Consider the following 25,882-nt stretch of genomic DNA (forward strand, 5'->3'; position numbering starts at 1 on the left):
GGGCGAATGGCTGACATCGGAAGCACACCCCCTCTTGATCCTCTGGATCTCGGAGGGGGAGAAGCAAAAGACATGGGCTGGTCAGCCCGCGCCGCGCGAGGCACCCTCTCATAAGCAGCCTCGTTGTTGCTTTTGCTGCTGGTGACAGGCTGCGCCCCCACAACGGTTCAGGCGGAGAAGTCCGGTATGGCGAGGGCGAGCCTGGATGCCAGCATCGACTATGCGCGGCAGCGCGTGAGCTTCGGGAAGCCGATTGCGGGCCACCAGCTTGTCCAGCAGTTGATCGCCGAAATGGCCATCGAGCTGGAGGCGGCGCGGCTGATGGTCTTCCGCGCGCTGAGCATTCTGGGCTCGGGCTCCCGCTCCAACATCAAGGCGGCGATGGCGAAGGCCTTCGCCACCGAGGCGGCGGTCCGCATCAGTTCAAAGGCGATCCAGGTCCACGGCGCCTTCGGGATCAGTCGGGGGTTTCCTGTGGAACGCCACTTCCGAAGTACCCGCATGCTGACCATCCCGGATGGCACGACGCAGATCAACAACCTCATTATCGGGCGCATCCTGCTCGGCACGAGTGCCTTCTGAGCGCCCTCGAGCGGCCTCCCCCTCGCCGATAAACCTCGGCCATAGGCCGAAGAAGACGCGTGTGAGCAGACCGCGTGCGGTGAGCCTGTGGGCGGCTTATCCGCGCGGCAGGCCGGAGGCCGACCGGCCCGTCAGTCCAGCTTTGCGCCCGAGCGGCGTACCACCTCGGCCCAGCGGGGCAGATCGGCGCGTAGCTGCGCTGCCAGGATCTCCGGCTGGCCGCCCACAGGCTCCGAGCCCTGGGCGGCCAGCCAGCTCCGCAGGTCGTCCGTGGCGAGGGCCGCGTTCACCTCGGCGTTGAGCCGGCCCAGAACGGCGTCGGGCGTGGCCGCGGGAGCCAGCAGACCCTGCCATGACACCACCACCAGATCGGCGAAACCCGCTTCCCGCGCCGTCGGCACGGCAGGCAAGGCCGGCGAGCGCGCCTCCCCGGTGACGAGCAGCGCCCGGAACCGGCCGTCACGCACATGCTCGGTCACCGCAGGCAGGCTGACCCAGAGCGCATCGACCACGCCCGCCAGCAGGTCCGTCGCAGCCGGTGCCGCCCCGCGATAGGGCACATGCTCGAAATCGCGCAGACCCGCCGCGCCGCGGAACATCTCGCCGGTCAGATGGCCGATGCTGCCGTTCCCGGGGGATGCCCAGCTCATCGGGCCACTCCGCGCGGCGGCGAGGAGCGCGGGCAGATCGCGCGGGCCCTCGGCGCGGACCACCAGGGTCTGCGGCGCCGCGATCGTCTGGATCACCGGCACGAAATCCCTCAGGGGGTCGTAGGTGACACGGCCGTAGAGTGCCGGGTTGATCACCAGGGAGTCCCAGCCGACCAGGAGGGTATGGCCGTCCGGCGCGGCACGGGCGACGTGCTCGAAGGCCAGGTTGCCACCCGCGCCGGGCCGGGGCTCCACCATCACCGGCTGGCCCAATGCCGGGGAGATCTTCGCGCCGATGAGCCGGGCCAGCGCGTCCAGGCTGCCGCCGGAGGCAAGCGGAAGCACAAGGCGCACCGGGCGTGTCGGGGCCCAGCTCTGCGCCTGTCCCGATTTCGCGGCTAGGAGGGCAGGGAGGGCCAGCAGCAGGCGGCGCGGGGTCATGCATCCCCCAGTCGTTGGAAGTCGCGCGTGCCCACGCCCTGGATGAGCAGGAAGGTGCAGTCGGCCCCGCCCGCATTGGACAGGCGATGCGGCCGTCCGGGCGGCGTCCGGTGGCTGCCGCCGGGCGCGAGCCGCAGCACCTCCTGGGGCTCACGAAGCTCGACGTTCAATGTGCCCTCGAGAAGCACGCACAGGTCGTCCGTGGCGCCGTGTCGGTGCCAGGGGATCTCCTCCCCTGGCGCGAGGGTGAGGCGGCGGACGGTGATGTCAGTCCCGGTCATCACGGGCTCCACCGATTTCACGTGATAAGGAGCGGCCATGGGTTGAGGTCCCCGCTGTGGTGGCGTCCAGCATGGCAGAGGCCGTGCCGATGTTGTCGCGGGAAAATTGCGAGGCCAGTTGCGGCGCTGCGCCGTGCGGCGGGCTTGGCTCTGGCTTTGGGGGCCGGCCTGTCGCCCTCGGAGAACGAAGCCCCTCGCTGGTGGTGGCTCGAGGGCGGATCACGCATCCAGCTTCGTGTGGTCCATCCAGAGCCGTGCTCGGGGCGCTGGCGCGGGGAGTGGTTTGCGGTTGCGGACCCGTCTTCTTCGCGTTCAAGATCGGCATGAACAAGGCGAAGTGCTCCCCCCATCCTGGTGACTTCTACGCTCGCATGGGGTCTGCGCATCGCGCCCTGTTGCAGGAAATCCCCATTCTCCAGAAGAGCTCAGAGCATGATCGATCCTGACCGCCACCTGCAGATCGGTTCCCTGCTGTTCGAGGGACTCGACCAGATCGACCTCACGGGACCATTCGAGGTGCTGTCGCGTATCCCGAACTCCACCTACCGCATCTTCGGCAAGACTGAGGAGCCAGTCCGCGATGTCCGTGGCTTGCGGCTTTCCCCGGATGCGCAGCTGGCGGATGCACCGCAGTTGGACATCCTCCACGTGCCCGGTGGCTTCGGGCAGGAGGCGCTGATGGAGGATGCGCAGGTCCTTGACTGGCTGCGCGCCCAGGCGGCGGGTGCACTTTGTCTCTTTCCGGTCTGTACGGGGGCCTTGGTCTGCGGTGCCGCTGGCCTGCTGCGCGGTCGGCGTGCCACCACGCATTGGGCCGCGTTCCACCTGCTCCCCTATTTCGGCGCGAACCCGGTGGATGAGCGGGTCGTGGAGGACGGCACCATGATCAGCGCCGCCGGGGTCACCGCCGGCATCGACGGTGCCCTTCGCGTCGCGGCGCGTGTGCGGGGCGACGCGGCGGCCCAGGCGATCCAGCTCTACATGCAGTATGCGCCGGAGCCGCCCTTCTCATCTGGCACGCCGGACACCGCCCCTCGCGAGGTCCTCGCCGCCGCGCGCACGGCGGTTGCCGCTATCACGGAGAAGCGCGAAGCGACAGCCCGGCGGATCGCGGCGCGGCTCGGCGTGAAGACGCCGGCAGTGGCGACGGGTTGACCACCCCGGGCCGTGGAACCGCTGCAAGTGCCGTTGCAGCGATGCAGGTGGCGGCCTTCGCCAGGGCGGCTAAGGTTGCGTGACAGGGAAGTGCCGGCCGGCCTCGGATGGATCGGAGATGCATGCAAGACGTCATCATACTGGCCCTGAACGGGCTCGCCTGGGGACTCATCATTGCGCTGATCGCTCTTGGGCTGTCCGTCATCTTCGGGCTGCTTGACGTCATCAATGTCGCGCATGGCGACTTCTTCATGGTCGGCACGGTGCTGGCCTGGGTCGCCGTCGATGTGACGGGCAGCTTCGCCATCGCGCTGGTCCTGGTGCCACTCTTCGGGTTGTTGCTGGGGGCCGTCACGGAACGCGTCGCCATCCGGCCGGTGCTGTCCACCATCGTCCTCACCGTCGTGTCCACGCACGGCCTTGGCCTCATGCTGCAGGAGGGCGTGCGCGCCACCTTCGGCGCGACGCCACGCCGCCTCCTGGCGCCCGTGGGAGGCACAGTCACGCTGCCGGGTGACCTCCTGTATGACACGTACCGCCTGGTCGCCGCGGCGGCGGCGGCCCTGGCACTGCTGGCCTTCTTCGCCTTCCAGCAGCGGACGCGCTTCGGCACATGGATGCGCGCCGTGCGCCATGACCGGGAAACCGCGATGACGCTCGGCATCCCGGTGGAGCGCGTCCAGCTCCTCACCTTCAGCATCGGGGCCGGCCTGGCCTTGCTGGGCGGTGTCATCGCTGCCCCCATCACGACCGTGGACTTCCGTGCCGGGATCGAGATCCTGCCGACCTGCTTCATGGCGGTCATCATCGGCGGTCTCGGCAACCTGCCCGGCACAGCCGCGGCCGCCATCCTTCTCGCGGTGACCGAGGGCGTGGTCAGCGCGGTGCTCGACCCTTCCGCCGCGCGAATCGTCAGCCTGTGCCTGATGTGCGCCGTCCTGTTCCTGCGCCCGCACGGTCTCTTCGCGGGGGCGCGGGCATGAACGTGCTGTCCGTCAACCGCGCGCTGACGCTGCTCCTGCTGCTCGCGCTCGTAGCCGCCCCGCTGTTTCTCGGCTGGATGGAGGTGGATTTCTGGCTGGCCGTGATGACCGAGATCCTGATCTGGGGGCTTTTCGCATCCTCCGCCAATCTGCTCTTCGGCCAGGTCGGCCTGCTCTCCTTCGGGCAGGCACTGTATTTCGGCTTCGGCATGTATGGCGTGGCGATTGGCATCGACCGCTTCGGCCTTGGCCTGTGGCCCGCGATGGGGCTGGGGGTCGCGGCGTCGCTGGGCATGGCAGCCGTGGCGGGATTGGTCGCGGTGCGGCTCACCTGGCACTACTTCGCGATCATCACGGTGGTGTTCTCCCTGATCTTCTACTTCCTGGCGTTGCGGCTGAAGCCGATCACCGGCGGCGATGACGGCCTGTCCTTCTCGGCCCCGCCCATCCTCGACTGGGGCAGCCTGCGCCTGACCTTGTCGGACGACGCGACGCAGTACTGGTTCGTCCTGCTGATCGTGGTGCTCGCCTTTGCCTTGCAGGCGCGGCTCCGCGCCAGCGCCCTCGGCCGCGCCTTCGCGGCGGTGCGGGAGGGAGAGCGCAAGGCCTCGCTGCTAGGCATCGACGTGCTGCGCGTCCGCTGGATCGCCTTCGTCATCGCCGGCGGCCTCGCCGGGTTGGCCGGGGCGCTCTTCGCGCTGTTCGGCCGCTACGCCTCCGCCACCCACATGTACTACACGGTCTCGGGCGAGGCCGTGGTCTGGACCGTGCTCGGCGGCGCAGGAACGCTCCTGGGGCCGGCGATCGGCGCGGCGCTCCTGATCCTGGTGCGCGAGGAGCTTTCGACCGTTTGGGAGCATTACCCGCTGGCCGTCGGCGCGCTGACCATCGCTGTCGTCGTCTTCGCGCCCAGGGGCATTGCCGGGGGTTGGAACCTCATGCTGGCGCGGGTGCTCGGCCGATGAACGTGCTGGAACTCGAAGGTGTCTCCCGGCAGTTCGGCGGCCTGCGGGCGGTGGATGGCGTGACACTCTCTATCGGCACGGGCATCACAGCCCTGATCGGCCCGAACGGCGCCGGCAAGACCACGCTTTTCAATCTGATGTCGGGCCTGCTCCCTGTCAGCAGCGGCCGCATCCGGTTCCGTGGCCAGGACATCACCGGCCTGCCGGCGCATCGTCGCGCCAAGCTCGGCATGGCGCGCACCCTGCAGATCAAGCAGGTCTTCGCAGGCCTCACAGTGCTAGAGAACACCTGGATCGCGGCTCGCCAGCGTCATCGCCCGCTCGATCCCTTCCGCCGGGCCTCCGATGACCGCGCCACCCGCGCCGCGGCCGAGGCCGCGCTCGAGACGATGGGACTGGAGGCCATGGCGGGTCGCCAGGCCGGCAGCCTGGCCTATGGCGACATCGCGCTGCTTGAGATCGCGATGGCCCTTGCGACGCAGCCCGCCCTGCTGCTGCTGGACGAGCCTGTCTGCGGCATGTCCCCTTCCGAGACCGAGCGCACCGTGGCCCGCATCCGCGCCGTCAGCGCCACCACCGACGTGGTGATCGTGGAGCACGACATGGACGTTGTCTTCGGCCTTGCGGACCGCGTCGTGGTGCTGGCCGAGGGTCGCGTGCTGGCCGATGGGCCACCCGCTGTCATCGCCCGGGAGCCGGCGGTGCGCGAGGCCTATCTGGGCGAGGACGAGGAGGCGGCATGAGCGCGCCCCTGCTCGAAGTCCGTGGCATCTCCGCAAGCATTGGGCGCGTGCCGGTGCTGTCGGATGTCTCGCTCTCCGTGGCCGAGCGCGCCGTCGTGGGGCTGCTGGGCCGGAACGGCGTCGGAAAGACAACCTCGCTGCGCTGCGTGATGGGCACGGTCGCCGCAACCGGGGGCAGCATCTCCTTCGCCGGCGCGGACATCACCCGGCTGGAAGCCCATCGGCGGCCAGGGCTCGGCATCGGATACGTCCCGCAGGGGCGCGGCATCTTCCCCCTGCTGACCGTGCGCGAGAATCTGCGCCTCGGCGTGCGCGGGGTGCCGGATCCCGGCACCGAGGAGGCCTTGCTGAACCGCTTCCCGCGGCTGCAGGAACGGCTGTCGCAGAAGGCCGGCACCATGTCGGGCGGCGAGCAGCAGATGCTCGCCATCGCCCGCGCGCTCATGACCAGGCCGCGCCTGCTGATCCTGGATGAGCCGACGGAGGGGATCATGCCCCGGCTCGTCGGCGAGATCCGCCGCTTCATCGCGGAGATCGCGGCCAGCGGCATTGCGGTGCTGCTGGTCGAGCAGAACCTCAAGGCCGCCCTCGCCCTCGCCGGCCACGTCGTCGTGATGGAGCGCGGCCGCTCCGCCTTTTCCGGTCCGCCGGCGAGCCTCCGTGCCGATCCGGATCTCGTCCACCGCCTGCTTGGCGTCGGCATCCCGTGAAGCCCCCAAAGGAGAACCATCGATGACCCATCGTCGCAGTTTCCTCCAGACCGCGCTCGCCGGTGGCGTCGCCTCGCTCGCCATCACCCGCGACCTTTATGCCCAGGCCTCAGGGCCGATCGTCATCGGCCATCAGATCGAGCTGACGGGCGGCTTCTCCTCCTGGGGCTATTGGCACGACAAGGCGGCCAAGGCAGCGGCGAAGCTGATCAACGAGGGCGGCGGCATCGCCGGGCGCCGCCTCGACCTGATCACCGAGGACACGGAAAGCAATCCCGCCGCAGGGGCCCGCAAGCTGCGCAGCCTAGTGCAGCGCAACCGCGCCTCCTTCATCCAGGGCTCGGTCCATTCCGGTGTCATGCTGGCCTCCATCCCCTTGGCCACGGAGCTGAAGACCATCTACTTCTCAACCGGCGAGGCGACGGAGGCCACGGGCTCCCGCGGCTCCCGCTGGGCCTTCCGCACCGGGTCGGACACGTACTCCCTCGCGGGCGCGGCAGCTCCTTGGGCGTTCAACAACCTCGGCAAGACCTGGACCATGATCTTCCCTGACTATGCCTGGGGACACAGCCACCACCAGGAGCACAAGGCGGTGATCGAACGCCTCGGGGGCAAGGTGCACGACCCCATCGCGGTGCCGCTGGATGCGCGCGACCTGCTGCCCTACCTCACGCGCATCCCGCAGGACACCGAGGTGCTCTTCAGCGTCTTCTTCGGCGCGCAATCCATCGCCTTCTACACCCAGGCGAAATCCATGGGCCTCGCGCGCACCATGAGGATGTACAGCGTGTCCGGCACGATCGAGGCGATCGCGCCCGAGGACATCGACGGTGCCGCCGAAGGCGTCGTGGTGGTCGAGAACTTCCCGCGCGTGCTGGCGGCCAAGGATGACGAGTTCCACCGCGAGCACCTGCGCCTCATGGAGGTGGACGAGGTGCATGCGCGGGAGGCGGGCAGCCGCCGCGTCTATGCCAAGAGCCATGCCTGGCAGGCCTGGGAGAACCTGTTCCTCCTGAAGCGCGCCATCGAGGTCTCCAGCTGGCGCACCAAGCGGGACGACCCTGCGATGGTCGAGGCCCTGGAGGGCATGGAGATGCCGAACAGCTTGGCGCACCCGCAGGGGGCGAAGACGCTGCGCAAGCAGGACCACAGCGGCATGGTGGACACGTATATCAGCCGCGTCACCGACAATGTCCTGGCCCCGGTGCACAAAGTCACGAAGGAGAGCCTGGCCGAGGGCCTGCCCCCGCGCTTCGACTTCAGCACCCAGGCGCTCTGACCATGGCCGAACCCAGCGGCCCGCGCCCTGCTGTCGCCCCGCGGCCTGTGACCGTCGCGGCAATCCACGCCGCGCCGGTCTGGCTCGAAGCCGACGCCACGGCCGACAAGGCCGTCTCCCTGATTGCCGAGGCGGCACGCGCCGGGGCGCAGGCGGCGGTGTTCCCCGAAAGCTTCCTGCCGGGCTTTCCGGCCTGGGCCGGCTTGGCGCCGCCGATCCGGACGCACGAGTTCTTCCGGGCCTTCGCCGCCGCCAGCGTGCGGGTGGATGGCCCCCAGGTCGCGCGCATCCGGCAGGCGGCGCGGCGGCATGGAATGCTGGTCTCGCTCGGCATCTCCGAGTCGACGGATGTCTCGGTCGGCTGCCTGTGGAACAGCAACCTGCTGATCGGCCCGGACGGGGCGTTGCTGAACCACCACCGGAAGCTCGTGCCGACCTACTGGGAGAAGCTGGTCTGGGCCCCGGGCGACGGCGCGGGGCTGCGCGTCAGCCAGACCGCCCTGGGCCGGGTCGGCATGCTCATCTGCGGCGAGAACACCAACCCGCTGGCGCGCTATGCCTTGATGGCGCAGGGCGAGGAACTCCACTTCGCCAGCTTCCCCGCCATCTGGCCGACACGCCCGCCCGGCGAGACCCATGCCTATGACATCGAGGAGGCGATCCGCGTGCGCTGCGCGGCACATGCCTTCGAGGCGAAGTGCTTCGTCGTGGTCGCCTCCAACGTGCTGGACGAAGTGGCGTCCCGCCATCTCGAGACGCTGGGCGCGGAGGCGGAGCATGTCCTTTCCGGCACGCCCCGGGCGGTTTCCCTCGTCATCGGGCCCGATGGACGCCAGATCGGCCAGTCCCAGCGCGAAGAAGGCATCCTGACCGTCACGGTCGACCTCGGCGACTGCGTCGAGCCGAAGCAGTTCCACGACGTGGTCGGCTACTACCAGCGGCCCGACATCTTCCAGCTCCAGGTCAACCGGACGGCCTTGCAGCCGGCCATCTTCAGCCAGGCGGCGCCACGGCCCAGCCCGCCCGACCCGGACTGGCAGGACGTCGCCTGAGGGGAGGCGCGCCGTCTGACTCGGCTGGCAGGGTGCCGCCTGAGACGCCATTCTGTCGCGCGTGGGTATGTAAGACTTCGACTGGGACCATCTGCGGTTCTTTCCTTGGACTGGCGCGGCAGGGGCGCCTGGCGCCTCCGTGTGGCAGCGCCACCGTGCGCCGCCGCGTCGCCGAACTTGGAACGGCAGTTCGAACGCAAGCTGTTCGAACGGACGGTGGCGGCTTCGCGCTGACCGAGGTCGGACAGCGCCTACTGCCGGGCGTCGAGAGCATGCAGTGCCTGGCGGAGGCAGCGGCGGGCCTGCGCCCCGGACGCTTGGCAGGGCAGGTCCGTCTGGCGACCATGGAAGGCATCGCCAGCCAGTACCTTGCCCGGTTGCTTCCCTCCTCGCGGCAGAAGCATTGTGAAGTCGCAACTCGATCCGCTCCTCCGCCACCAAGGAGGTGACCGCGCTCATTCCGGAAGCGCGTGACCAGACGATGGTTGGGCTGGCGCGCCCTGTTGGGTGAGGTGACGGCGCTCTTCGTTGCGGGGATATCGGGCGAGAGGGTGGACGCTGAGGCGCTGCGGAAGCACTCCTTCAGGACACCGGCCAGAGTGCGCGTGGCGGAGGTGCTTCCTCTGACCAATTTGGGCAAGGTGACCGCTTCGGATCGTGGGGACTCCTGCCCGCGCGGGATGACTGCCTCGACGCGGGGCACTCCTCCCGCGCACGAAACGTTTGTCTGGATATCCGGGGTCTGCGCTGGCGCCCTTCCGCCACACGACGGCTGCGCGCCGGCGAGGGCCCTTGCGCAAATTCCCGGGCGGCCCTCCCTTGCCCTCTGTTAGCCTTCCGCCAACGACAAGGAGGCGAGAATGGGATCGAGGATGGCGGGCCGCCATGGCCCGGGGCTGTGCGGCTGCGGCAACCAGGCCCTCGGCTGCTCACCGGTCGAGGCGACCTCCGCCACGGTGGAGGACGGGCTGATCCGTGCCGTCTTTCCGGACTCCGTCCTGCGCCGGCGGGTGCTGCGTGGCGTCGGTGCCGGCACGCTGCTCGCCGCGCTCGGCGACCTGCTGCCTCTCGGCGACCTGCACGCCCTCGCGCAGGAGCGTGGGACGCCCGAAAAACGCACCCTCAAGGCGGGCTTCCTGCCTCTGACCTGTGCCGCCCCGCTGGTGATCGGGCACGAGCGAGGCATCTATGCCAAGCACGGGATCGCGCTGGACCTCGTCAAGGTGCCCGGCATCGCGCTGATCCGCGACCGCATGCTCGCCGGGGAACTCGACATCTCGCAGCAGGTCATGCCGGTCGCGCTGTCCACCACGGCAGGCGTCGGCGGCGCGGTGATCCCGACCAAGGTGCTGACCGTGTTGAACCAGAACGGGAACGCGCTGGTGCTGGCCAGCCGGCACCGGGAGAATCGCGATCCCCGGAGCTGGCGCGGCTTTCGCTTCGCCGTCCCCTTCGAGCAGTCGCACCAGAACCTGCAGCTGCGCGCCTATGTCGCCAATGCTGGCCTGGACCCAGACCGCGACATCGCCATCCGTGTCACGCCACCAAGCGAGTACGTCTCCCAGCTGCGTGTCGGCAGCGTGGATGGGTTCTTTGGCGGCGAGCCGGGGCCGCAACGTGCCGTCTATGAAGGCGTGGGTTTCATCCATGCCCTATCCAAGGAGATCTGGGACGGTCATCCTTGCTGCTCCATCACGGCCACCAGTGCCTGGATCCAGCAGCACCCCAACACGTTCCTGGCGGCGTTCCGTGGCGCGGTGGAGGCCGGCGTCCACTGCGCAGATCCGGCCTCACGCCCCGGCATGGCACCGATCCTGGCGCGGGCCGAGTACGTGAACGCGCCGGAGGTGGTCTTGAATCAGGTCCTGACCGGCCGCTACGCCGATGGGCTGGGGCAGGTGAGGACCGCCGCGGACCGCGTCACCTACAATCCCTTCCCCGACTATGCCATGGCGGTGTGGCTGACGGTGCAGATGCAGCGCTGGAACATGCTGTCCGGCACCACCGATGCGAAGGCGCTGGCGCGCGAGGTCATGCTGGCCACCGACGCGCAGCGTCTCCTGCGCGAGGCTGGCGCTGCGGCTCCTGAGCCTGGCTTTGGCCGGCTGACCGTGCTGGGCCGACCCTTCGACAGCAGCGACCCGGAAGGCGAACTCCGTGCCGCTCGACGCGGGTGAGCAGCCGCCCATGACGCGGCCGCGTCGCAGGATCCATCTGCTTGACCGGCCCGGTGTGGGGGCCATCCTCCTCGGCGTCGTTCTGCTGGCGGCGTGGCATTGGGCGACGACCGGGGGCTCCGTCACCGAGGCGGCCGATCCCGAATATGCGGCCCTGATGGGCGGTGCCGCCGCGCAGGCGGGCGCCGGGCTGCCCTCGCCCCTCGCAGTGCTGGAGAAAGCTGGCGAGCTGGCCTCCCGCGCCTTCGACGGGTCGACGCCAGGCAATCTCGGCATCGGACTTCACCTGCTGGTCTCCCTCGGCCGCGTTGCGTTGGGCTGGGCGATGGCGTTGGCCGTGGGGCTGCCATTGGGCTTCGCGATCGGCTTGTCGCCGCGCCTCAACCTTGCGCTGGACCCCTATTTCCAGATCCTGCGTCCGATCTCCCCTCTCGCCTGGATGCCGCTTGCCCTCTATGCGCTGAAGGACAGCGCGGCAGCGGCCATCTTCATCATCTTCATCTCAGCGCTCTGGCCCATCCTGCTGAACACCGCGGCAGGCGCTGCCGGGCTGCGTGCCGAATGGCGCAACGTCGCGCGCGTCTTCGGCCTGTCGCGGCTGGAGACGGTGTGGCGCGTCGTGCTGCCGGCGACGGTGCCGATGATCCTGGTCGGCGCCCGGCTTTCGATCGGCATCGCCTGGTTCGTCATCGTCGCCGCCGAGATGGTCGGGGCGCAGTCGGGCATCGGCTACTTCATCTGGAACGAATGGAACAACCTGCAGATCGCCGCGATGATCGTAGCCATCTTCCTGATTGGCGGCGTCGGACTGGCGCTGGACCATGCGTTGGCAGCGGCCGGGCGGCGATGGGGCTTCGCCGAATGAGCGCCGCCGTCGAGATCCGTGACCTGTCGGTCCGTTTCGGCGACTACCTGGCGCTGGATCGCGCCTCCCTTTCCGTGCGGCCGGGAGAGGTGGTGGCCCTGATTGGCCATTCGGGATGCGGGAAATCCACCCTGCTGAATGCGGTCGCCGGGCTCCAGGCGGTCGTCGGCGGGAGCGTCGCTTCGGGCGGTCGTCCCGTCATCGGTCCTGGGCCAGACCGGGCCATGGTGTTCCAGAGCCACGCCCTCCTTCCTTGGCTCAGCTGCCGGGACAACGTGCTGCTGGCCCTGCGCCCCCGCTTCCGGGGCGAAGCGCGGGTGCGGCTGCGGGAACGGGCCGACACCGCCCTGGCGAAGGTGGGACTTTCCGCAGCGGCCGAGCGCCGGCCCAACGAGATCTCCGGTGGCATGAAGCAACGCGTTGGCATCGCGCGTGCCCTGGCGATCGAGCCTGAAGTGCTGCTGCTTGACGAGCCGTTTGGCGCGCTGGACGCTCTAACCCGGGGCGGGCTGCAGGACGAGTTGTCCCGCATCGTCGAGGAGAGCGGCACCACGGTGCTCCTCGTCACGCACGATGTGGACGAGGCGCTCCTGCTGGCCGACCGCATCGCGCTGATGAGCACAGGGCCTGGCGCACGGATCGCACACGTGGTGCCGGTGCCGCTGCAGCGGCCGCGCGACCGCCGCACCCTGGCCGAACAGCCGGGCTATGCCTCTTTGAAGCACCAGCTGCTGGACTTCCTCTTCGGCGGCCAGCACGCCGCGGCCTGACGCTCTCAGCCGGTCCGCGCCACGACCTCCACGGCATGGACGGCGTTCCGGGCGCCCTCCATCGGCTGGGTGGCCCCCGCCGCATCCGTGGCGCGGCACAACAGCCGGGCCGCGCCACGGCGGGCGAAACTCCACTCAAGCGACCAGGCCTGCCATGCCCGTCCTCGCCTCCCATCCAGCCGGGCCACCCGCCAAGTCTGACCATCATCGTCGCTGACCTCGACGCGGGTGACCGGCGCGTCGGACCATGCCCAGCCGCGCAGATGGGCGGTGCCGCCCAGGAGATCCCCGGGGGCCGGCGTGGTGAAGACGGCCTCGGGCGCCAGCGCCCAGACTGGCCGGGCCGTCCCGTCGGGCAGGCGGTCGTTGTAGTACGTCGTGGTGAAGGGGCCGTCGGCGCGGCGCTCAGCCAGGGTGAGGCGCCAGAGCCATTTCACCGAGTTGGTGCCGAAGAAGCCCGGCACCACCAGCCGCAAGGGCCCTCCATGCTCGTCCGGAATGGGCGCGCCGTTCAGGCGGGTCGCGAGGAGGACGTCCTCTGCCGCACGCCAGAGAGGAAGGTCCTTGCGGTAGAAGGGCACCGCCTCGCCTGCGAAGGTGCCGCCATCAGCGCCGTCGGACCAGAGAAACGAGGCCTCGGGCGCGACAAGGGCCGCCGAAAGCACCTCCGCCAGCCGCACGCCCTCCCAGATGACACAGGCGGCGCGGCGTGTCGGCACGTTCGGCTCGAGCGGGCTGCCGGCGCACTGATGCACCGCCTCCACTCGCGTCTGTGGCATCGCCATCAGGTCGTCGAGCGAAAGTCGCAGCTTCCGCCCCACCATGCCGTCGACCCGCAGGATCCATCCCGCCTCCATAGGCCGCGCGACGCCCAGATGGGCCAGCATGAAAAGCTGGTCGGTCGGCGTCACCGTGGCCGTCATCTGGTGCGGCTGCAGGGGAATGCGGCGCGTCAGCCCGGGAGGATCCAGCGTAACGCGCGGCGCTGCTTCAGGCATCTCGGTCATGCTGGAAGGCTGCGCCAATCAGGAGCCGCAGATGAAGACGGCATCAGCGCGAGGGGCCGTGCAGCCACGCGCGACGTCACTCCTCCGCACCCTCCAGCAGGAAACGGTGGTCGGAAGCCAGCGTCTCCTCCAGGAAGCGCACCGTCTCGCGCAGCCTCGGCACCCAGGCCAAGTCCTCGTGCACGGCAAGGTAGACCGGCCGTTCCGTCCGGACATGCGGCTTGAGCACGGGCACGAGGCGCGGATCGGTCTCACCTGCGAAGGAGGGCAGCAGCACCAGCCCGGCCCCGTTCGCTGCCGCGGTCGCCTGCGCATACATGGACGAGGAACGGAAGCACACCTGCGGTGAGGATACGACATCCAGCAGCCAGTGCACCTCAGGGATCTGCACCAAGTCCTCAACGTAGTCCACGAAACGGTGGTGCGCGAGGTCCTCAGGCGCCTCAGGCGTGCCATGTGCCGCAAGGTAAGCGGGGGACGCATACAGGAACAGCGCGAAACCGCCAATCCGCCGGATCTCGAGCTTGGGCCCACGCATCGGCACGAAGGAAAGACTGATATCCGCCTCACGCTTCGTGAGATTGAACAGGGCCGGCGAGGTGACCAGCTCGACCGTTAGCCCAGGGTGGCGCTCCACAAGCCGCGGCAGACGCCGCGCCAGGTACTGCGCCGCGATGCCCTCCATGCTCGCCACCCGCACCCGGCCCGAGACGCCGGCTCCTGGGGCTGCGCAATGGTCGGCTATGGCAAGGACCTGTGCCTCCATTGCCTCGGCATGCGGCATGAGGGTCCGGCCGGCCTCCGTAAGCGCGAAGCCGTCAGCGGTGCGGTCGAACAGCTTGAGGTCCAGCGCTTTCTCCAGCTCCGCCACGCGCCGGCTCACTGTCGTGTGATCCACGCGGAGGCGGCGCGCCGCTGGGGCAAGCCGACCTTGTCTCGCCAGCTCCAGGAAGAAGAGCAAGGTGCTCCAGTCGAGCTGTCTCGGCATCACCCCGGCATCCATCGATGAAATGCTGGATGGTCGCAGGACGCCGGGAGGGCAGGCAAGCGTCCTGTCATGGTGTTTCCTCCCAGAATGCAAACTCCCCGGCGATCCTTATGGGAACGCCGGGCTTTTTTGCGTCAACGAGGACGATCATACTTCAGGCGCCGCACCAGTGCCCTCGGCTTGACTGCTCCTCATCGCCTGCCCCGCCTCCTACAAAGAGGCTTCGTGACATGGCCAAGTTCACATCGGCCGAGCTTTCAAGGTCATCAGCAAGGAACGTCGCATGTTTTATGAACCCCGCCTTGGGCACGGCCTCCCCTACGACCCGTTCAAGGCAATCATCGCCCCACGGCCGATCGGCTGGATCTCTACGCTTGATCGCGAGGGGCGAGCAAATCTGGCGCCGTACAGCTTCTTCAACGCTGTACATTCGCGTCCACCGATGCTCGCTTTCACAAGCGAGACCATGAAAAACAGCGCCGGGAACGCGATCGCCACCGGAGAGTTTGTTTTCAATTTATGCAGCCGCGCGCTTTTCGATGCGATGAATGTCTCGTCCGATACGTTGCCGGCTGGGGCGAGCGAGTTCGAGGCAGCGGGGCTTGAGGCGGCGCCATCTCAGGTCGTCGCGGCGCCACGCGTTGCCGCGTCGCCCGCATCGATGGAATGCAAGGTCGTGGCCTCGATGCAGCTACGCGACCTGGAGGGCACTATGCTGTCGGGCTGGCTCATCATTGGGCAGGTGGTGGGCGTGCATATTGACGACGCCTTTCTCCGCGATGGCCGGTTCGACACGGTCGCCGCCCAACCTCTCGCGCGTTGCGGCTATCGTGACTACGCCGCCGTCACGGATCTGTTCGAGGCGCTACGGCCGACCGATGGCGGCGATTACCGACCAGGGCAGGGAGATAAATGACGACGGGTGGCCTCTGCTCCAGGATTGAAGCGAAACGATGCGCTGCCTGCGTGGGCATATCGCGCAGCAGTCAACCAGCCCGTCGACTTTCGGGTTTGAACGAGTGCATTCCACCATTGTACTCGACCACGCTCGCCTAACTTGGTCCGGAGGCAAGGTTGTAAAGCATCAGGAGAAGAGAATCGTGCTCATCGGTGTCCCTAAAGAGGTCAAGGTCCACGAGTACCGGGTTGGCTTGATCCCCGCGTCGGTCCGAGAGCTGATCGCAAACGGGCATAGGGTCATGGTCGAGGCCGGGGCCGGCGCCGCGATAGGTTTCACCGACCACATGTATGAAAAGGCGGGAGCGCAGGTCATTGCTGACGTCGCGCGTATCTTCGCCGAGTCGGAGATGATCGTTAAGGTGAAGGAACCGCAGCCTGCCGAATGGGAGCGGCTTCGTGAGGGACAGGTTCTCTTCACTTACCTTCATCTCGCTCCGGATCGTGAACAGACCATGGGCCTCATCTCGTCCGGAGCGACCGCGATTGCTTATGAAACGGTGACGAACCAGCAGGGCGGGCTGCCCCTGCTGGCGCCAATGAGCGAAGTCGCGGGCCGGATGGCAGTCCAGGTTGGCGCGCGCTGCCTCGAGAAGGAGGCGGGTGGCGCAGGGGTTCTGCTTTCGGGTGTGCCCGGGGTGCAGCCGGGTCGCGTGGCCGTCATCGGCGGCGGGGTTGTCGGATCGAATGCAGCACGAATTGCGCAGGGCATGCGTGCACAGGTCACAGTCCTCGACCGCAACCTCCGTGCGCTGGAGGCGCTCGACATCGAGTTCAAAGGCACCGTCGAGACGATCTTCGCGACGAGCGACGCCGTGGAAAGGGCAGTTATCGACGCCGACCTCGTGATCGGTGCCGTTCTCGTGCCGGGTGCCGCTGCCCCCAAGCTTGTCTCGCGCGCGACCGTTGCCAGGATGCGGCAAGGCAGCGTGCTTGTTGACGTTGCGATTGACCAGGGAGGATGCTTTGAGACGTCCCGTCCGACCACGCACGCAGACCCGACCTACGTGGTCGACGGCGTCGTCCATTACTGCGTGACCAATATGCCGGGTGCGGTGGCACGAACCTCTGCGGTGGCCCTGAACAACGCGACCCTGCCATTCGTCGCCGAGATCGCCGCAAAGGGCTGGAGGCTTGCCGCTGCGGAGAACCGGCATATCGCGGCGGGCGTCAACGTGCATGCAGGCGAGGTTACGCACCGAGCAGTGGCCGAAGCTCTGGGTCTGCCACTGGCGGCGCTGAACTGACGATGGGGGGAAGACCTCAGCGCTCGGCAGTTCGAATGCGGCGAGGGACGAAGTTCGTGCTCCCGACTGGAACACCCTTGGAGCAACTACCTACCAAGATGGACTCCTGCCCCGCTGCGGCCGCCAGCACGATCCGCGCCCGGCGCGCCAGGGCCGGACCGGTCCGATGGGCGCGGGCCAACGATTGCAGCTCCCGCCGCTCCGTTGCCGTCAGATCGATCGCCACCGCTGACTTGCCCATCGCCGCATCCCCACGATCACCATCAGAATCGTAGGAGACTCGCGATCACGACATTAGACCATTTTGCGTTTAGACGAACTCAGTGTCCGAGGGCAGGTGTCGGCAGGCCCCCTGACGGCGCCGCTTCTGGTCAAACGGGCGCCAGTTCTGAACGCGTGCAACTCGAAAATGCTCTATCGCCTGAGCGTTCCGCAACACCTTTTCAATATGATCTGCCCCGTGCGGTCCTTTTCATCTGAGACGGCGCCGCCATGTCCGTGCGTGAAATGGCCCTTTTCCGGCGTTGGTTCCCGATTGCCGCCCTCGCGGGCTTGTCTTGCCCCTCAGTGGCCGGAACCGAAGAGAAAGTGGCATGGTAGGCGCTGCGGGGTGACGGTGGTATCGCGCTTTTCCGGCATGCCACCGCGCCCGGCGGTGGCGACCCGCCCGGGATGTGCCTCGGTGACTGCGCGACGCAGCGCAACCTCAGCACTGCGGGACGCAATCAGGCCCGGCGCATCGGAGAGGCATTCCGCAGCGCAGGGGTAAGCGTAGGCGCTGTGCTTGCCTCAAAGTGGTGCCGCACCCTGGAGACCGCTGAGCTTGCCTTTCCCGGCCGCGTCGTGGCTGAGCCTGCCTTCAACTCCTTCTTCGCGGAGGCTGGTGCAGGTCCCGCGCGGACCTCAGCGGCTCGCGAGATCCTTTTGGCCTGGACCGGCCCCGGCGCTCTGTTTGTCAGCACGCACCAGGTGAACATCACTGCCCTGACTGGCATCGTGCCGTTTTCCGCCGAAGGTGTGGTGCTGCGGAAAGTAGGGGAGACGTTGATGGTGGCGGGCCGAATCCGACCGTGAACAGGTGCACTGGTGCAATGCGCTCGCCTTGCCAGTGTGTTGGTCCTTTTCACTCCAGGTCCGCGTTTCGCCTCAACGCGTCACACCGTCATGCAAGCGAGCCCGGACGGCAGCCGGTGACATCGTTTGCCGGTGCGTGCGATCGCCGGCTGGTGTTAGTGCTGCGCAAACCATTCGCACCAAGCGTCCGGTCTGGCTCGCGGTGCATGGAGACGTCGCCGCCCAGCCGAGGAGCCGTGTTTTCGCGCACTTCATCGAGGAGGCGGTTCGGGCGGATGCGGAGTTTCTGCAGTCCCATGTAGAGCCGCCCTGAGGCTCGAGTAGTGCCCGGTCGGTGCACAGAGACTTCGCCGGTCCTCAGGACTACATCTTCCTCCGCTCCCTGACAGTCCGTCTGCGCGGTGCCGTGCTGTCCTCGCGCCGCAGAAGGAAGGATACCACCATCTCGCCCGCCAGCGCCTCGTAGGCGACCAGCCGGTCGGGCTCGAATAGGTCGCCCGCGAAGGCGGCAGAGAGGGTCCAGCGGTTGGCGCAGGGGAAATAGCCCAGGCCCGACAGCGCGACGTAGAGGGCACGCACATCCACATCGGACCGGAACAGTCCCTGGCGTCTCCCTTCCTCCAGCAACCGCTCCATGGTGGCAAAGAGAGGCGAATACAGCAGCGGCACCTTCGTTGCTGCGCGCAGATGGCGCCCTCGATGCAGGTTCTCCTCGTTCATCAGCGCGGTGATCTCAGGGTGCTCCCGAAAGAGGCGAAAAGTCTCCGTGGTCAACCGCCGCATCCCCTCAATAGGTCCGAGCGCCATGAGCGCCACCTCGTCCTGGCCCGAGCGCAGGAGACGGTAGACGTGTTCCAGCGCCGCCGCCCACAGTTCGTCCTTGGAGCCGAAGTGATGGAAGACGAGACCCTTGGCCACCCCCGCGGCCTTGGCGATCGCGGCCATACGGGCGCCGGCGAGGCCCTTGGTCGTGAACTCGCTGATAGCGGCGCGCAGAATGGCGGCGCGTGCCGCTGCGCCGGGCGAAGATTCCTGTTGACGCTGGCTCATGGCTTCGAACACGCTGCAACACCTTTGACCGACCGGTCAATCAAGCAGGTGGGGGCTGATGCGGGCAAGGATTGGCGTGGATGTGGGGGGCACCTTCACCGATGTCGTGCTGTCTCTGCCCGGTGGCCGAGTTCTCGTGAACAAGACCAGCACCACGCCCCGCGACCCCGGCGAGGGGGTAGCGGCCGGCATCGCGGCCGTCCTACGCGAGGCAGGGTTGGAGGGCGCGGCGGTGGAGGAAGTGGTGCATGGCACCACGGTCGCCTCCAACACCATCCTTCAGAAGGTTGGCGCGCGCACAGGGCTGCTGACCACGCGAGGCTTTCGCGACGTGCTGGAGATCGGCCGCATCCGCACACCGGGAATGTTCGACCTCTCATGGAGCAAGCCGGAACCCCTGGTGCCGCGCCGTTGGCGCCGAGAGGCGTCCGAGCGCATCGGCGCCGACGGCGCGGTGGTGGAGCCCCTGGACGAGGGCGAGGTGCGCGAGGCCGCCGCCTTTTTCCTGGAGGAGGGCGTGGAGGCGGTCGCCATCTGTTTCATCAATTCCTACAGCAACGAGGCGCATGAGCGCCGCGCCGCGGCGATCCTGCGCGAGGCCGCGCCGAGCCTGCTTGTCACCGCCTCCTGCGAGGTGCTGCCCGAGATCAAGGAGTATGAGCGCACCTCCACCGCCGTGGTGAACGCCTACATCCTACCCGCCATGCGCGGCTACCTGTCGCGGCTGGAGGCTCGGCTGCGCGAGCTGGGCCTTTCCGCCCCGGTGCAGGTGATGGCGTCGAATGGCGGGATGGTGGGGCTGGAGGCGGCACGCGACCGCCCGGTCTTCGCCGTCGGTTCCGGACCGGCCGGCGGGGTCGCGGGGGCGGCGCGGCTGGGCCCGCCGCTGGGCGCCGCGGACCTGATCGTCTTCGACATGGGCGGCACGACGGCCAAGGCGGCGATCGTGGAGGATGGGCTGCCGTCGCTCGTCACCGAGTACGAGTTCCGCGACGGCATCTCCACCCCGTCGCGCTTCACCAAGGGCGCCGGCTACATGCTGAAGGTCCCTGCGGTGGATATCGCCGAGGTCGGCTCAGGCGGCGGCTCCATCGCGCGGGTGGATGCGGGTGGGCTGCTGGTGGTGGGGCCAGAAAGCGCGGGCGGCGATCCGGGGCCGGCCTGCTACGGGCGCGGCAATGACCGGCCCACCGTCACCGACGCCAACATGGTGCTGGGCTTCCTCAACCCGCGCTCGCTGGCTGGCGGCTCTCTGCCCGTCGATCCGGAGCTTTCGCAGCGCGCCGTGATGCGGCACGTCGCCGCCCCGCTTGGCCTGTCGGCGGAGGAGGCGGCGCAGGGCATCCGCCAGGTTGCCAACGTGAACATGGCCCGCGCAATCCGCGCCGTGACGGTGGAGCGCGGCAAGGACCCGCGCGACTTGGCGCTGCTCGCCATCGGCGGCGGCGGGCCATTGCACGCGGTGGAGGTGGCGCGGCTGCTGGGCATCCGGCGCGTGCTGGTCGCGCCCGCGGCCGGCGTGTTCTCCGCCGCCGGAATGCTCGCGGCCGAGGCGGCGCACGAATTCGTCGAGCCGCTGCTCCGTCCGCTGGACGACGCTTGGCCCTCGTTGGAGGCGGCGCGCGCACGTCTCGCCACCGCAGGTCGTACCGCACTCCGCGCCGAGGGCTATGCGGGGGAGGGGGTAGAGCTGCGCTTCGCGGCCGACCTTCGCTACCTGGGCCAGTCCGGCGGGCTGACCGTGCCGTTGGAGGAGGGCGAGGCCGCGCTGCGCGTCGCCTTCGAGCGGCTCTATCGCGAGACTTTCGGCTACGCGGCCGAGGAGGAGCCGGTGGAGCTGGTGAACCTCCGGCTCTCCGCCATCGGGCGCGGCACGGCGCGGCTGGATTTCGGCGCCCTCTCCTTGGATGCCCAGGCCCTGGCCGGGGAGGCGGGTACGCGGCCCGTCCACTTCACGCGCGGCGCCCCGGCCGTGCCAACGCGGCTGCTGCCGCGCGCGGCGCTGGAGGAGGGCGCGGTGGAGGGGCCCGCCATCCTCGAAAGCTACGACACCACCGTCGTCATCCCCCCTGGGTGCACCGCCCGTCCCGGCGGCGCCGGCTGCGTGCTGATCGAGCTGGAGCCCACCGATGCCTGAGGCGCCGATCCCCGACCCCATTACCTTCGCGGTGGTGAAGAACGCGATGGACAGCATCGTGGACGAGGTCGCCTACACCGTCATCCGCACCGCGCGATCGGAGATCGTGAAGGACGTGATGGACTACAGCGCCGCCATCTGCGACGCGAAGGGCGAGATGGTCGCGCAGGCCAAGACCATTGCGCAGCATCTGGGCGCCATTCCGGAGGCGATGGCGGCGGTGCAGGCGCGCTGGGGCGGAAGGCTGCAACCGGGCGACGCGGTGATCATGAACGACCCCTATTCGGGCGGCATGCACCTGCCGGACATCTTCATGTTCTTTCCCGTCTTCGCGGAAGGCGAGGTGCTGGCCTGGGTGGTGGTGATCTGCCACCACACGGACGTGGGCGGACGCGTGCCCGGCTCCAACGCCGCCGACAGCACCGAGATCTTCCAGGAGGGGCTGCGCATCCCGCCGTTGCGCCTCTACCGCGAAGGCGAAATGGACGAGGCGCTGGAAGCGCTGATCGGCCTGAACGTGCGCGTGCCCGACCGCGTGCTGGGCGACCTGCGCGCGCAGTATGCGGCCTGCGGCGTCGGTGCGCGGGAGATCGCCTCGCTTGTCCGCCGCTATGGCGCCGCAGGGCTTCGGGGCCATTTCGTGGCCCTGCTCGACTACGCCGAGCGCATGGCCCGCGCCGAGATCAAGACTTGGCCGCGCGGCACCTATCGCTTCACCGACCACATCGACAGCGACGGCCTCTCCGAGGAGGCGGTGCGGCTTTCGGTCGCGGTCACGGTGCGCGACGACGGGACGCTGCGCGTGGACTGGGAGGGCTCCTCGCCGCAGGTGCGCGCGGCGATCAACTCCACGCTGTCCTTCACCAAGAGCAACAGCTTCCTGTCAGTGCGCTGCGCCCTGCGCGGCGACATCCCGAACAATGCCGGCGTGTTCCGCTGCGTCGAGGTGACGGCGCCGGAGGGCAGCGTGCTGAACCCGGTCTCGCCCGCCCCCGTCGCGGCCCGGGCGCTCACCGGCTACCGCGTGATGGACACGATGTTTGGCGCGCTGGCACAGATCGTGCCCGAGGTGATCCCGGCGGCTGGGGAGGGGGGCAACACGGTGGTCGTGCTGGGTGGCCGGCACCCTGATAATCGTCCCTTCATCATCGTGGACATGATCAGTGGCTGCTGGGGCGGCCGCCCCGACAAGGATGGGGTGGAGGCGATCACCAACCCCTCGCAGAACCTGTCCAACACGCCGGTAGAGGTGCTGGAGCGCCAGCACCCCGTGCGCGTGGAGGAATACGCGCTGGTCGCCGACAGCGGAGGGCCGGGGCGCTTCCGCGGCGGAATGGGACTCGCGCGATCCTACCGCCTCCTGGCGGAGGAGGCGGTGATGCAGCTTCGCGCCGACCGCGTCCGCTTCGGGCCCTACGGGCTCGATGGCGGCCAGCAAGGCGGGCGTGCGGGCAACTGGCTGGATGGCGCCCCGGTGCCTGGCAAAGTGACGGGCACGATGCGCCGCGGGCAGCTTCTGCGCCACCATCAAGCAGGCGGCGGCGGCCATGGCGACCCGCGCGCGCGCGACCCCGAGGCGGTGGCGCGCGACGTGTGGAACGGCAAGGTGAGCGCGGAGGCCGCGCGGCGGGACTATGCCGTCGTGGTGGACGGGCGGACCGGCATCCTGGACCGTGCGGAAACCGCGCGGCTGCGTGAAAGGGAGAGGGCATAAGCATGACCACGATCAACCGCCGCGCGGCGCTGGCCGCCGCAGGCGGCCTGGCCCTGCCGGGCCTCGCGCGCGCGCAGGGCGAGCGCCTGTCGCTGCGCCTCGACTTCTCGCCCTGGGGCGTGCAGGCCGCCATCCACCTGGCCGAGGCGCGGGGCTGGTTCCGCGAGGCGGGGCTGACGGTGGACATCCAGGATGGCCGCGGCTCCGGCAACACGCTGCAGCTGGTGAATGCCGGGCAGGTCGATGTCGGGCAGATCCAGCTCGGACTGCTGGCGCAGGCGCGCGAGCAGGGGGCGACGGTGCGCGGCTTCGCCGGCTTCTCCCGCCGCACCGATCTGTGCGTGCTGGTGGACCGCGACAGCCCAGTGCAGCGCGCGGCGGACCTGCGCGGACGCTCGCTGGTGGTCTTCGCCGCCAGCCCCTGGGCGCCCTTCATCGACGCCTATCTGCGCTCGGGCGGGCTGGACCGGTCCTCGGTGAACGTGATGTTCGTGGATCCCTCCGCGCTCTGGGGTACCTACACGGCGAAGCGAGCCGACGGGCTGATGTCCACGGTCTCCTCCGCCATTCCCGTGGCGGAGCGGCCGCGTCCCTCCCGCGCCCTGCTGGCCGAGGATGCCGGGATCTTCTTCCCCTCTTATGGACTCATGGCGACGGAGGCGACGATCCGCGCGCGCGGCCCGGCGCTGCGCAAGCTGGTCGAGACCCAGCAGCGCGCCTGGACGCACCTGCGCTCCAACCCCGATGACGGGGTGGAGGCGATGATCCGCAACCGCCCCGACGCGCGGCTGGACCGCGCGGTGACGCGGGAGCAGATCCGCCTGACGCTGGAGTTCTTCGACACCCCCGCGACCCGCGGCCGTCCGATCGGCTGGCAGGCGGAGGAGGACTGGGTGGCGGCGCTGCGGTCGCTCGAGGCCGCCGGTGCTATCAAGCCGGGCTGGAACGCGGCGAGCTACTTCACCAACGAGGTGGTGGGCTGAGCGCCGCCGCGCTCATCGCCGTCGAGAAGGGCGGCAAGACCTTCGCCGGTGCCGTGACCGCGCTGGCCCACGTGTCGCTCGAGGTGCGCGAAGGGGAGTTCCTTTCGCTCCTCGGCCCGTCGGGCTGCGGCAAGAGCACGCTGCTGCGCGCCATTGCGGGGCTGGACCCTTTGACCGAAGGGCGGGTCCTGCTGCACGGGGCGCCGGTGGTCGCTCCGCCGCCCGGCTTCGGCATGGTGTTCCAGCGCGACGTGCTGCTGGACTGGCGTAACGTGATAGACAATGTTCTGCTTGCCGCCGAGTTCGAGGGGCGGCCGCACCGCGAGATGCAGCCGCGCGCCATGGCGTTGCTGGACCGCTTCGGCCTTGCCGCTTTTGCCCATCGTTATCCATGGGAGCTGTCAGGCGGCATGAGACAGCGGGCAGGGATCTGCCGCGCTCTGCTGTGCGAGCCGGAAGTGATCCTGATGGACGAGCCCTTCGGAGCGCTGGATGCGATGACGCGCGACGACCTGAACGGCGAACTGGCGCGCATCCAGCAGGAGGGAAAGCGCACGGTGGTGTTTGTCACGCATTCCATTCCGGAGGCGGTGTTCCTCAGCGACCGCGTGGCGGTGATGTCCGCCGGACCCGGCCGCGTGGTGAAGATCGTCGAGATCGGGCTTCCACGCCCCCGGCCGCTTTCCCTGCGCGAGGCGCCGGAGTTCGGACGGGAGGTGGCGCGATTGCGGGCCATCTTCGCGCAGCTCGGGGTGCAGAAGGCATGAGTGCGGGAGCCCCATCCGGGCCGGTTGGGGCGCTCGGTACGGCCGGTGTCCTCGTGGCGCTGCTGCTCCTCTGGGAACTGGCGGTCTGGGCCTTCGCGTCATCGCCGCTGCTGCTGCCCGCTCCGTCCGCTGTCGTGGCCGATTTCCTGGAGACGCCCGGCTATTATGGCCGGCACGCGCTCTACACATTGTGGACCACGGTCGCCGGTTTCGGCCTCTCCGTGGTACTTGGCGTCTTTCTTGCGGTGCTGGTCGTGTCCTCGCGCTTGGCCGAACGGCTGATCATGACGGTGCTGGTGGTGATGAACTCGCTGCCCAAGGTGGCACTGGCGCCGCTGTTTGTGATCTGGATGGGGACGGGCGCAGAGCCGAAGATCGCCATCGCCGTGATGCTCGCTATCTTCTCCATCGTTGCCGACATGGTGCTGGGGCTACGCTCCGTAGATCCGGAGGCAGTCGCGCTGGCGCGGGTGCACCGAGCGTCCGCTTGGCGCATCTTGTGGAAAGTCCGGTTTCCCAACGCATTGCCTGCCTTGTTCGTGGGCATGAAGGTGGCCATCTCCTTTGCATTGGTTGGCGCCATCGTGGGCGAGTTTGTTGGCGGCTCAGCTGGGCTGGGCCACGTCATTCTGGTGGCGCAAGGTCAGTTCGACACGGTCCGCGTGTTTGCCGCCCTGGCGGTTCTGGGCGTGATGGGAACGACCTTGTTTTATGTAGTGGAAGCCGCCGAGCGCATCATGCTGCCCTGGCACGTGTCGCAGCGCGTCGATGGCCGGTGACACGCTGAGAGCTGCTGAGGTCGATTAGGCATCCGTTCGGCAAGCGGCTCGTCGAAGTAGTAGATTTGAAAGCTGCTTTTGGGCGTCTGCACTCAGTGGCGGGCGTTGGCTCCGAAACGTGCCAAGCTTAACTCACCGATCGGGAGCCCCGTCTCCCGCCCCCCCATCATGGCGGCGACAGCGCGTCCCATCACTGGTCCCGCCGTCATGCCGAAATTCGAATTGCCGAAGCCGAGGAAGGCATTCTCCACTCCTGGCATTCGGTCCAAGACCGGGAGCCCATCGGGCAGGCTTGGCCGGATGCCATGCCAGCGCGTGACTTCAGCCGTGCGGATCCCTGAAAACATCCGCTTGGCCTGTTCCAGGAGAAGATCCGCACGCTTCCAGTTCGGCGGCGCATCATGCCCCGCTGACCCTAGACCGGAAAACTGGTCCGGCCATTGTGAGAGTTTTCCGGCAGGTTGGTCCTGCCCCGAACTCTGGTCCGGGGTCTACGCAAGTCCTCGGGCTGCCGATGAAGCCCGAA

24 protein-coding genes and 1 pseudogene are annotated in these 25,882 nt (G+C 68.6%); 19 read left to right on the plus strand and 6 right to left on the minus strand.

The genetic code is table 11. The features are described from left to right. Positions 1 to 141: 141 nt before the first annotated feature. Complete coding sequence (locus OF850_RS17320; RefSeq protein WP_301591627.1) at positions 142 to 582, plus strand: acyl-CoA dehydrogenase family protein; 441 nt, start codon at positions 142 to 144, stop codon at positions 580 to 582. A 131-nt stretch (positions 583 to 713) separates the two neighbouring features. Here OF850_RS17320 and OF850_RS17325 read toward each other — a convergent pair whose 3' ends face one another. Then, the gene (locus OF850_RS17325) at positions 714 to 1,673 is read right to left on the minus strand and encodes a Bug family tripartite tricarboxylate transporter substrate binding protein (RefSeq protein WP_301591591.1); all 960 of its coding nucleotides are present in this window, start codon (positions 1,671 to 1,673) and stop codon (positions 714 to 716) included. Further along, on the minus strand, positions 1,670 to 1,954 hold the full coding sequence (locus OF850_RS17330) for a cupin domain-containing protein (RefSeq protein ID WP_301591592.1): 285 nt from the start codon (positions 1,952 to 1,954) through the stop codon (positions 1,670 to 1,672). Before OF850_RS17330 ends, OF850_RS17325 begins: the two co-directional genes overlap by 4 nt. A gap of 432 nt (positions 1,955 to 2,386) precedes the next feature. On the opposite strand from OF850_RS17330, the gene OF850_RS17335 reads away from it, so the two are divergent. The 10 genes from OF850_RS17335 to OF850_RS17380 all read left to right on the plus strand — a co-directional run bounded on the left by OF850_RS17335 (position 2,387) and on the right by OF850_RS17380 (position 12,653). Beyond that, positions 2,387 to 3,109 carry a DJ-1/PfpI family protein gene (locus OF850_RS17335; protein WP_301591593.1) on the plus strand — a complete coding sequence of 241 codons (723 nt, stop codon included), beginning with the start codon at positions 2,387 to 2,389 and terminating at the stop codon, positions 3,107 to 3,109. A gap of 122 nt (positions 3,110 to 3,231) precedes the next feature. Beyond that, entirely contained in the window at positions 3,232 to 4,092 is an 861-nt protein-coding gene (locus tag OF850_RS17340) for a branched-chain amino acid ABC transporter permease (protein WP_301591594.1), read from the plus strand. Beyond that, the gene (locus OF850_RS17345) at positions 4,089 to 5,057 is read left to right on the plus strand and encodes a branched-chain amino acid ABC transporter permease (protein ID WP_301591595.1); all 969 of its coding nucleotides are present in this window, start codon (positions 4,089 to 4,091) and stop codon (positions 5,055 to 5,057) included. The genes OF850_RS17340 and OF850_RS17345 overlap by 4 nt, the downstream gene beginning before the upstream one ends. After that, on the plus strand, positions 5,054 to 5,800 hold the full coding sequence (locus OF850_RS17350; RefSeq protein ID WP_301591596.1) for an ABC transporter ATP-binding protein: 747 nt from the start codon (positions 5,054 to 5,056) through the stop codon (positions 5,798 to 5,800). The genes OF850_RS17345 and OF850_RS17350 overlap by 4 nt, the downstream gene beginning before the upstream one ends. Further along, positions 5,797 to 6,510 (plus strand): ABC transporter ATP-binding protein, encoded by a 714-nt coding sequence (locus tag OF850_RS17355; protein WP_301591597.1) that lies wholly within the window; start codon positions 5,797 to 5,799, stop codon positions 6,508 to 6,510. Before OF850_RS17350 ends, OF850_RS17355 begins: the two co-directional genes overlap by 4 nt. A 22-nt stretch (positions 6,511 to 6,532) precedes the next feature. Continuing rightward, positions 6,533 to 7,789, plus strand: coding sequence for an ABC transporter substrate-binding protein (locus OF850_RS17360; protein WP_301591598.1), 1,257 nt, complete (start codon positions 6,533 to 6,535; stop codon positions 7,787 to 7,789). Between the two features lie 2 nt (positions 7,790 to 7,791). Beyond that, positions 7,792 to 8,841, plus strand: a complete 1,050-nt coding sequence (locus OF850_RS17365; protein ID WP_301591599.1) for a carbon-nitrogen hydrolase family protein — start codon at positions 7,792 to 7,794, stop codon at positions 8,839 to 8,841. Positions 8,842 to 9,713: 872 nt separating this feature from the next. Continuing rightward, positions 9,714 to 11,018: a CmpA/NrtA family ABC transporter substrate-binding protein gene (locus OF850_RS17370; RefSeq protein WP_301591600.1), complete on the plus strand. Its 1,305-nt coding sequence runs from the start codon at positions 9,714 to 9,716 to the stop codon at positions 11,016 to 11,018. A gap of 10 nt (positions 11,019 to 11,028) precedes the next feature. Beyond that, on the plus strand, positions 11,029 to 11,883 hold the full coding sequence (locus OF850_RS17375) for an ABC transporter permease (RefSeq protein WP_301591601.1): 855 nt from the start codon (positions 11,029 to 11,031) through the stop codon (positions 11,881 to 11,883). Next, positions 11,880 to 12,653, plus strand: a complete 774-nt coding sequence (locus OF850_RS17380; protein ID WP_301591602.1) for an ABC transporter ATP-binding protein — start codon at positions 11,880 to 11,882, stop codon at positions 12,651 to 12,653. The genes OF850_RS17375 and OF850_RS17380 overlap by 4 nt, the downstream gene beginning before the upstream one ends. Before the next feature lie 5 nt (positions 12,654 to 12,658). Here the strand turns inward: OF850_RS17380 and OF850_RS17385 are convergent, their stop codons facing one another. Further along, a complete protein-coding gene (locus tag OF850_RS17385) occupies positions 12,659 to 13,651 on the minus strand; it encodes a molybdopterin-dependent oxidoreductase (RefSeq protein ID WP_301591604.1) in 993 nt (330 codons plus the stop codon). Between the two features lie 85 nt (positions 13,652 to 13,736). Then, positions 13,737 to 14,648: a LysR family transcriptional regulator gene (locus OF850_RS17390; RefSeq protein WP_301591606.1), complete on the minus strand. Its 912-nt coding sequence runs from the start codon at positions 14,646 to 14,648 to the stop codon at positions 13,737 to 13,739. 283 nt (positions 14,649 to 14,931) lie between these two features. On the opposite strand from OF850_RS17390, the gene OF850_RS17395 reads away from it, so the two are divergent. The 3 genes from OF850_RS17395 to OF850_RS17405 all read left to right on the plus strand — a co-directional run bounded on the left by OF850_RS17395 (position 14,932) and on the right by OF850_RS17405 (position 17,926). Beyond that, the gene (locus tag OF850_RS17395) at positions 14,932 to 15,564 is read left to right on the plus strand and encodes a flavin reductase family protein (protein ID WP_301591607.1); all 633 of its coding nucleotides are present in this window, start codon (positions 14,932 to 14,934) and stop codon (positions 15,562 to 15,564) included. Between the two features lie 184 nt (positions 15,565 to 15,748). Next, positions 15,749 to 16,852 (plus strand): alanine dehydrogenase, encoded by a 1,104-nt coding sequence (gene ald, locus OF850_RS17400; protein ID WP_301591608.1) that lies wholly within the window; start codon positions 15,749 to 15,751, stop codon positions 16,850 to 16,852. Positions 16,853 to 17,524: 672 nt separating this feature from the next. Further along, entirely contained in the window at positions 17,525 to 17,926 is a 402-nt protein-coding gene (locus OF850_RS17405) for a histidine phosphatase family protein (protein ID WP_301591609.1), read from the plus strand. 363 nt (positions 17,927 to 18,289) lie between these two features. Here the strand turns inward: OF850_RS17405 and OF850_RS17410 are convergent, their stop codons facing one another. After that, on the minus strand, positions 18,290 to 18,976 hold the full coding sequence (locus tag OF850_RS17410; protein WP_301591610.1) for a TetR family transcriptional regulator: 687 nt from the start codon (positions 18,974 to 18,976) through the stop codon (positions 18,290 to 18,292). 58 nt (positions 18,977 to 19,034) lie between these two features. Here OF850_RS17410 and OF850_RS17415 point away from each other — a divergent pair, with 58 nt between their 5' ends. Genes OF850_RS17415 through OF850_RS17435 form a run of 5 tightly spaced genes read left to right on the plus strand, consistent with a single transcriptional unit; the run spans position 19,035 to position 25,356 of the window. Next, a complete protein-coding gene (locus OF850_RS17415; RefSeq protein ID WP_301591611.1) occupies positions 19,035 to 21,113 on the plus strand; it encodes a hydantoinase/oxoprolinase family protein in 2,079 nt (692 codons plus the stop codon). Then, positions 21,106 to 22,827 carry a hydantoinase B/oxoprolinase family protein gene (locus OF850_RS17420; protein WP_301591612.1) on the plus strand — a complete coding sequence of 574 codons (1,722 nt, stop codon included), beginning with the start codon at positions 21,106 to 21,108 and terminating at the stop codon, positions 22,825 to 22,827. Before OF850_RS17415 ends, OF850_RS17420 begins: the two co-directional genes overlap by 8 nt. A 2-nt stretch (positions 22,828 to 22,829) precedes the next feature. Then, positions 22,830 to 23,810: an ABC transporter substrate-binding protein gene (locus OF850_RS17425; RefSeq protein ID WP_301591613.1), complete on the plus strand. Its 981-nt coding sequence runs from the start codon at positions 22,830 to 22,832 to the stop codon at positions 23,808 to 23,810. A 53-nt stretch (positions 23,811 to 23,863) separates the two neighbouring features. After that, positions 23,864 to 24,577, plus strand: coding sequence for an ABC transporter ATP-binding protein (locus tag OF850_RS17430; protein WP_301591615.1), 714 nt, complete (start codon positions 23,864 to 23,866; stop codon positions 24,575 to 24,577). A gap of 53 nt (positions 24,578 to 24,630) precedes the next feature. Further along, complete coding sequence (locus OF850_RS17435; RefSeq protein WP_301591616.1) at positions 24,631 to 25,356, plus strand: ABC transporter permease; 726 nt, start codon at positions 24,631 to 24,633, stop codon at positions 25,354 to 25,356. 92 nt (positions 25,357 to 25,448) lie between these two features. Here OF850_RS17435 and OF850_RS23745 read toward each other — a convergent pair. After that, positions 25,449 to 25,754, minus strand: a pseudogene (locus OF850_RS23745) (NAD(P)/FAD-dependent oxidoreductase); the annotation flags it as partial. Positions 25,755 to 25,882: the final 128 nt, after the last annotated feature.

It is taken from the genome of Sabulicella glaciei (assembly GCF_026183895.1).
GTDB classification, from domain to species: Bacteria; Pseudomonadota; Alphaproteobacteria; order Acetobacterales; family Acetobacteraceae; genus Roseococcus; species Roseococcus glaciei.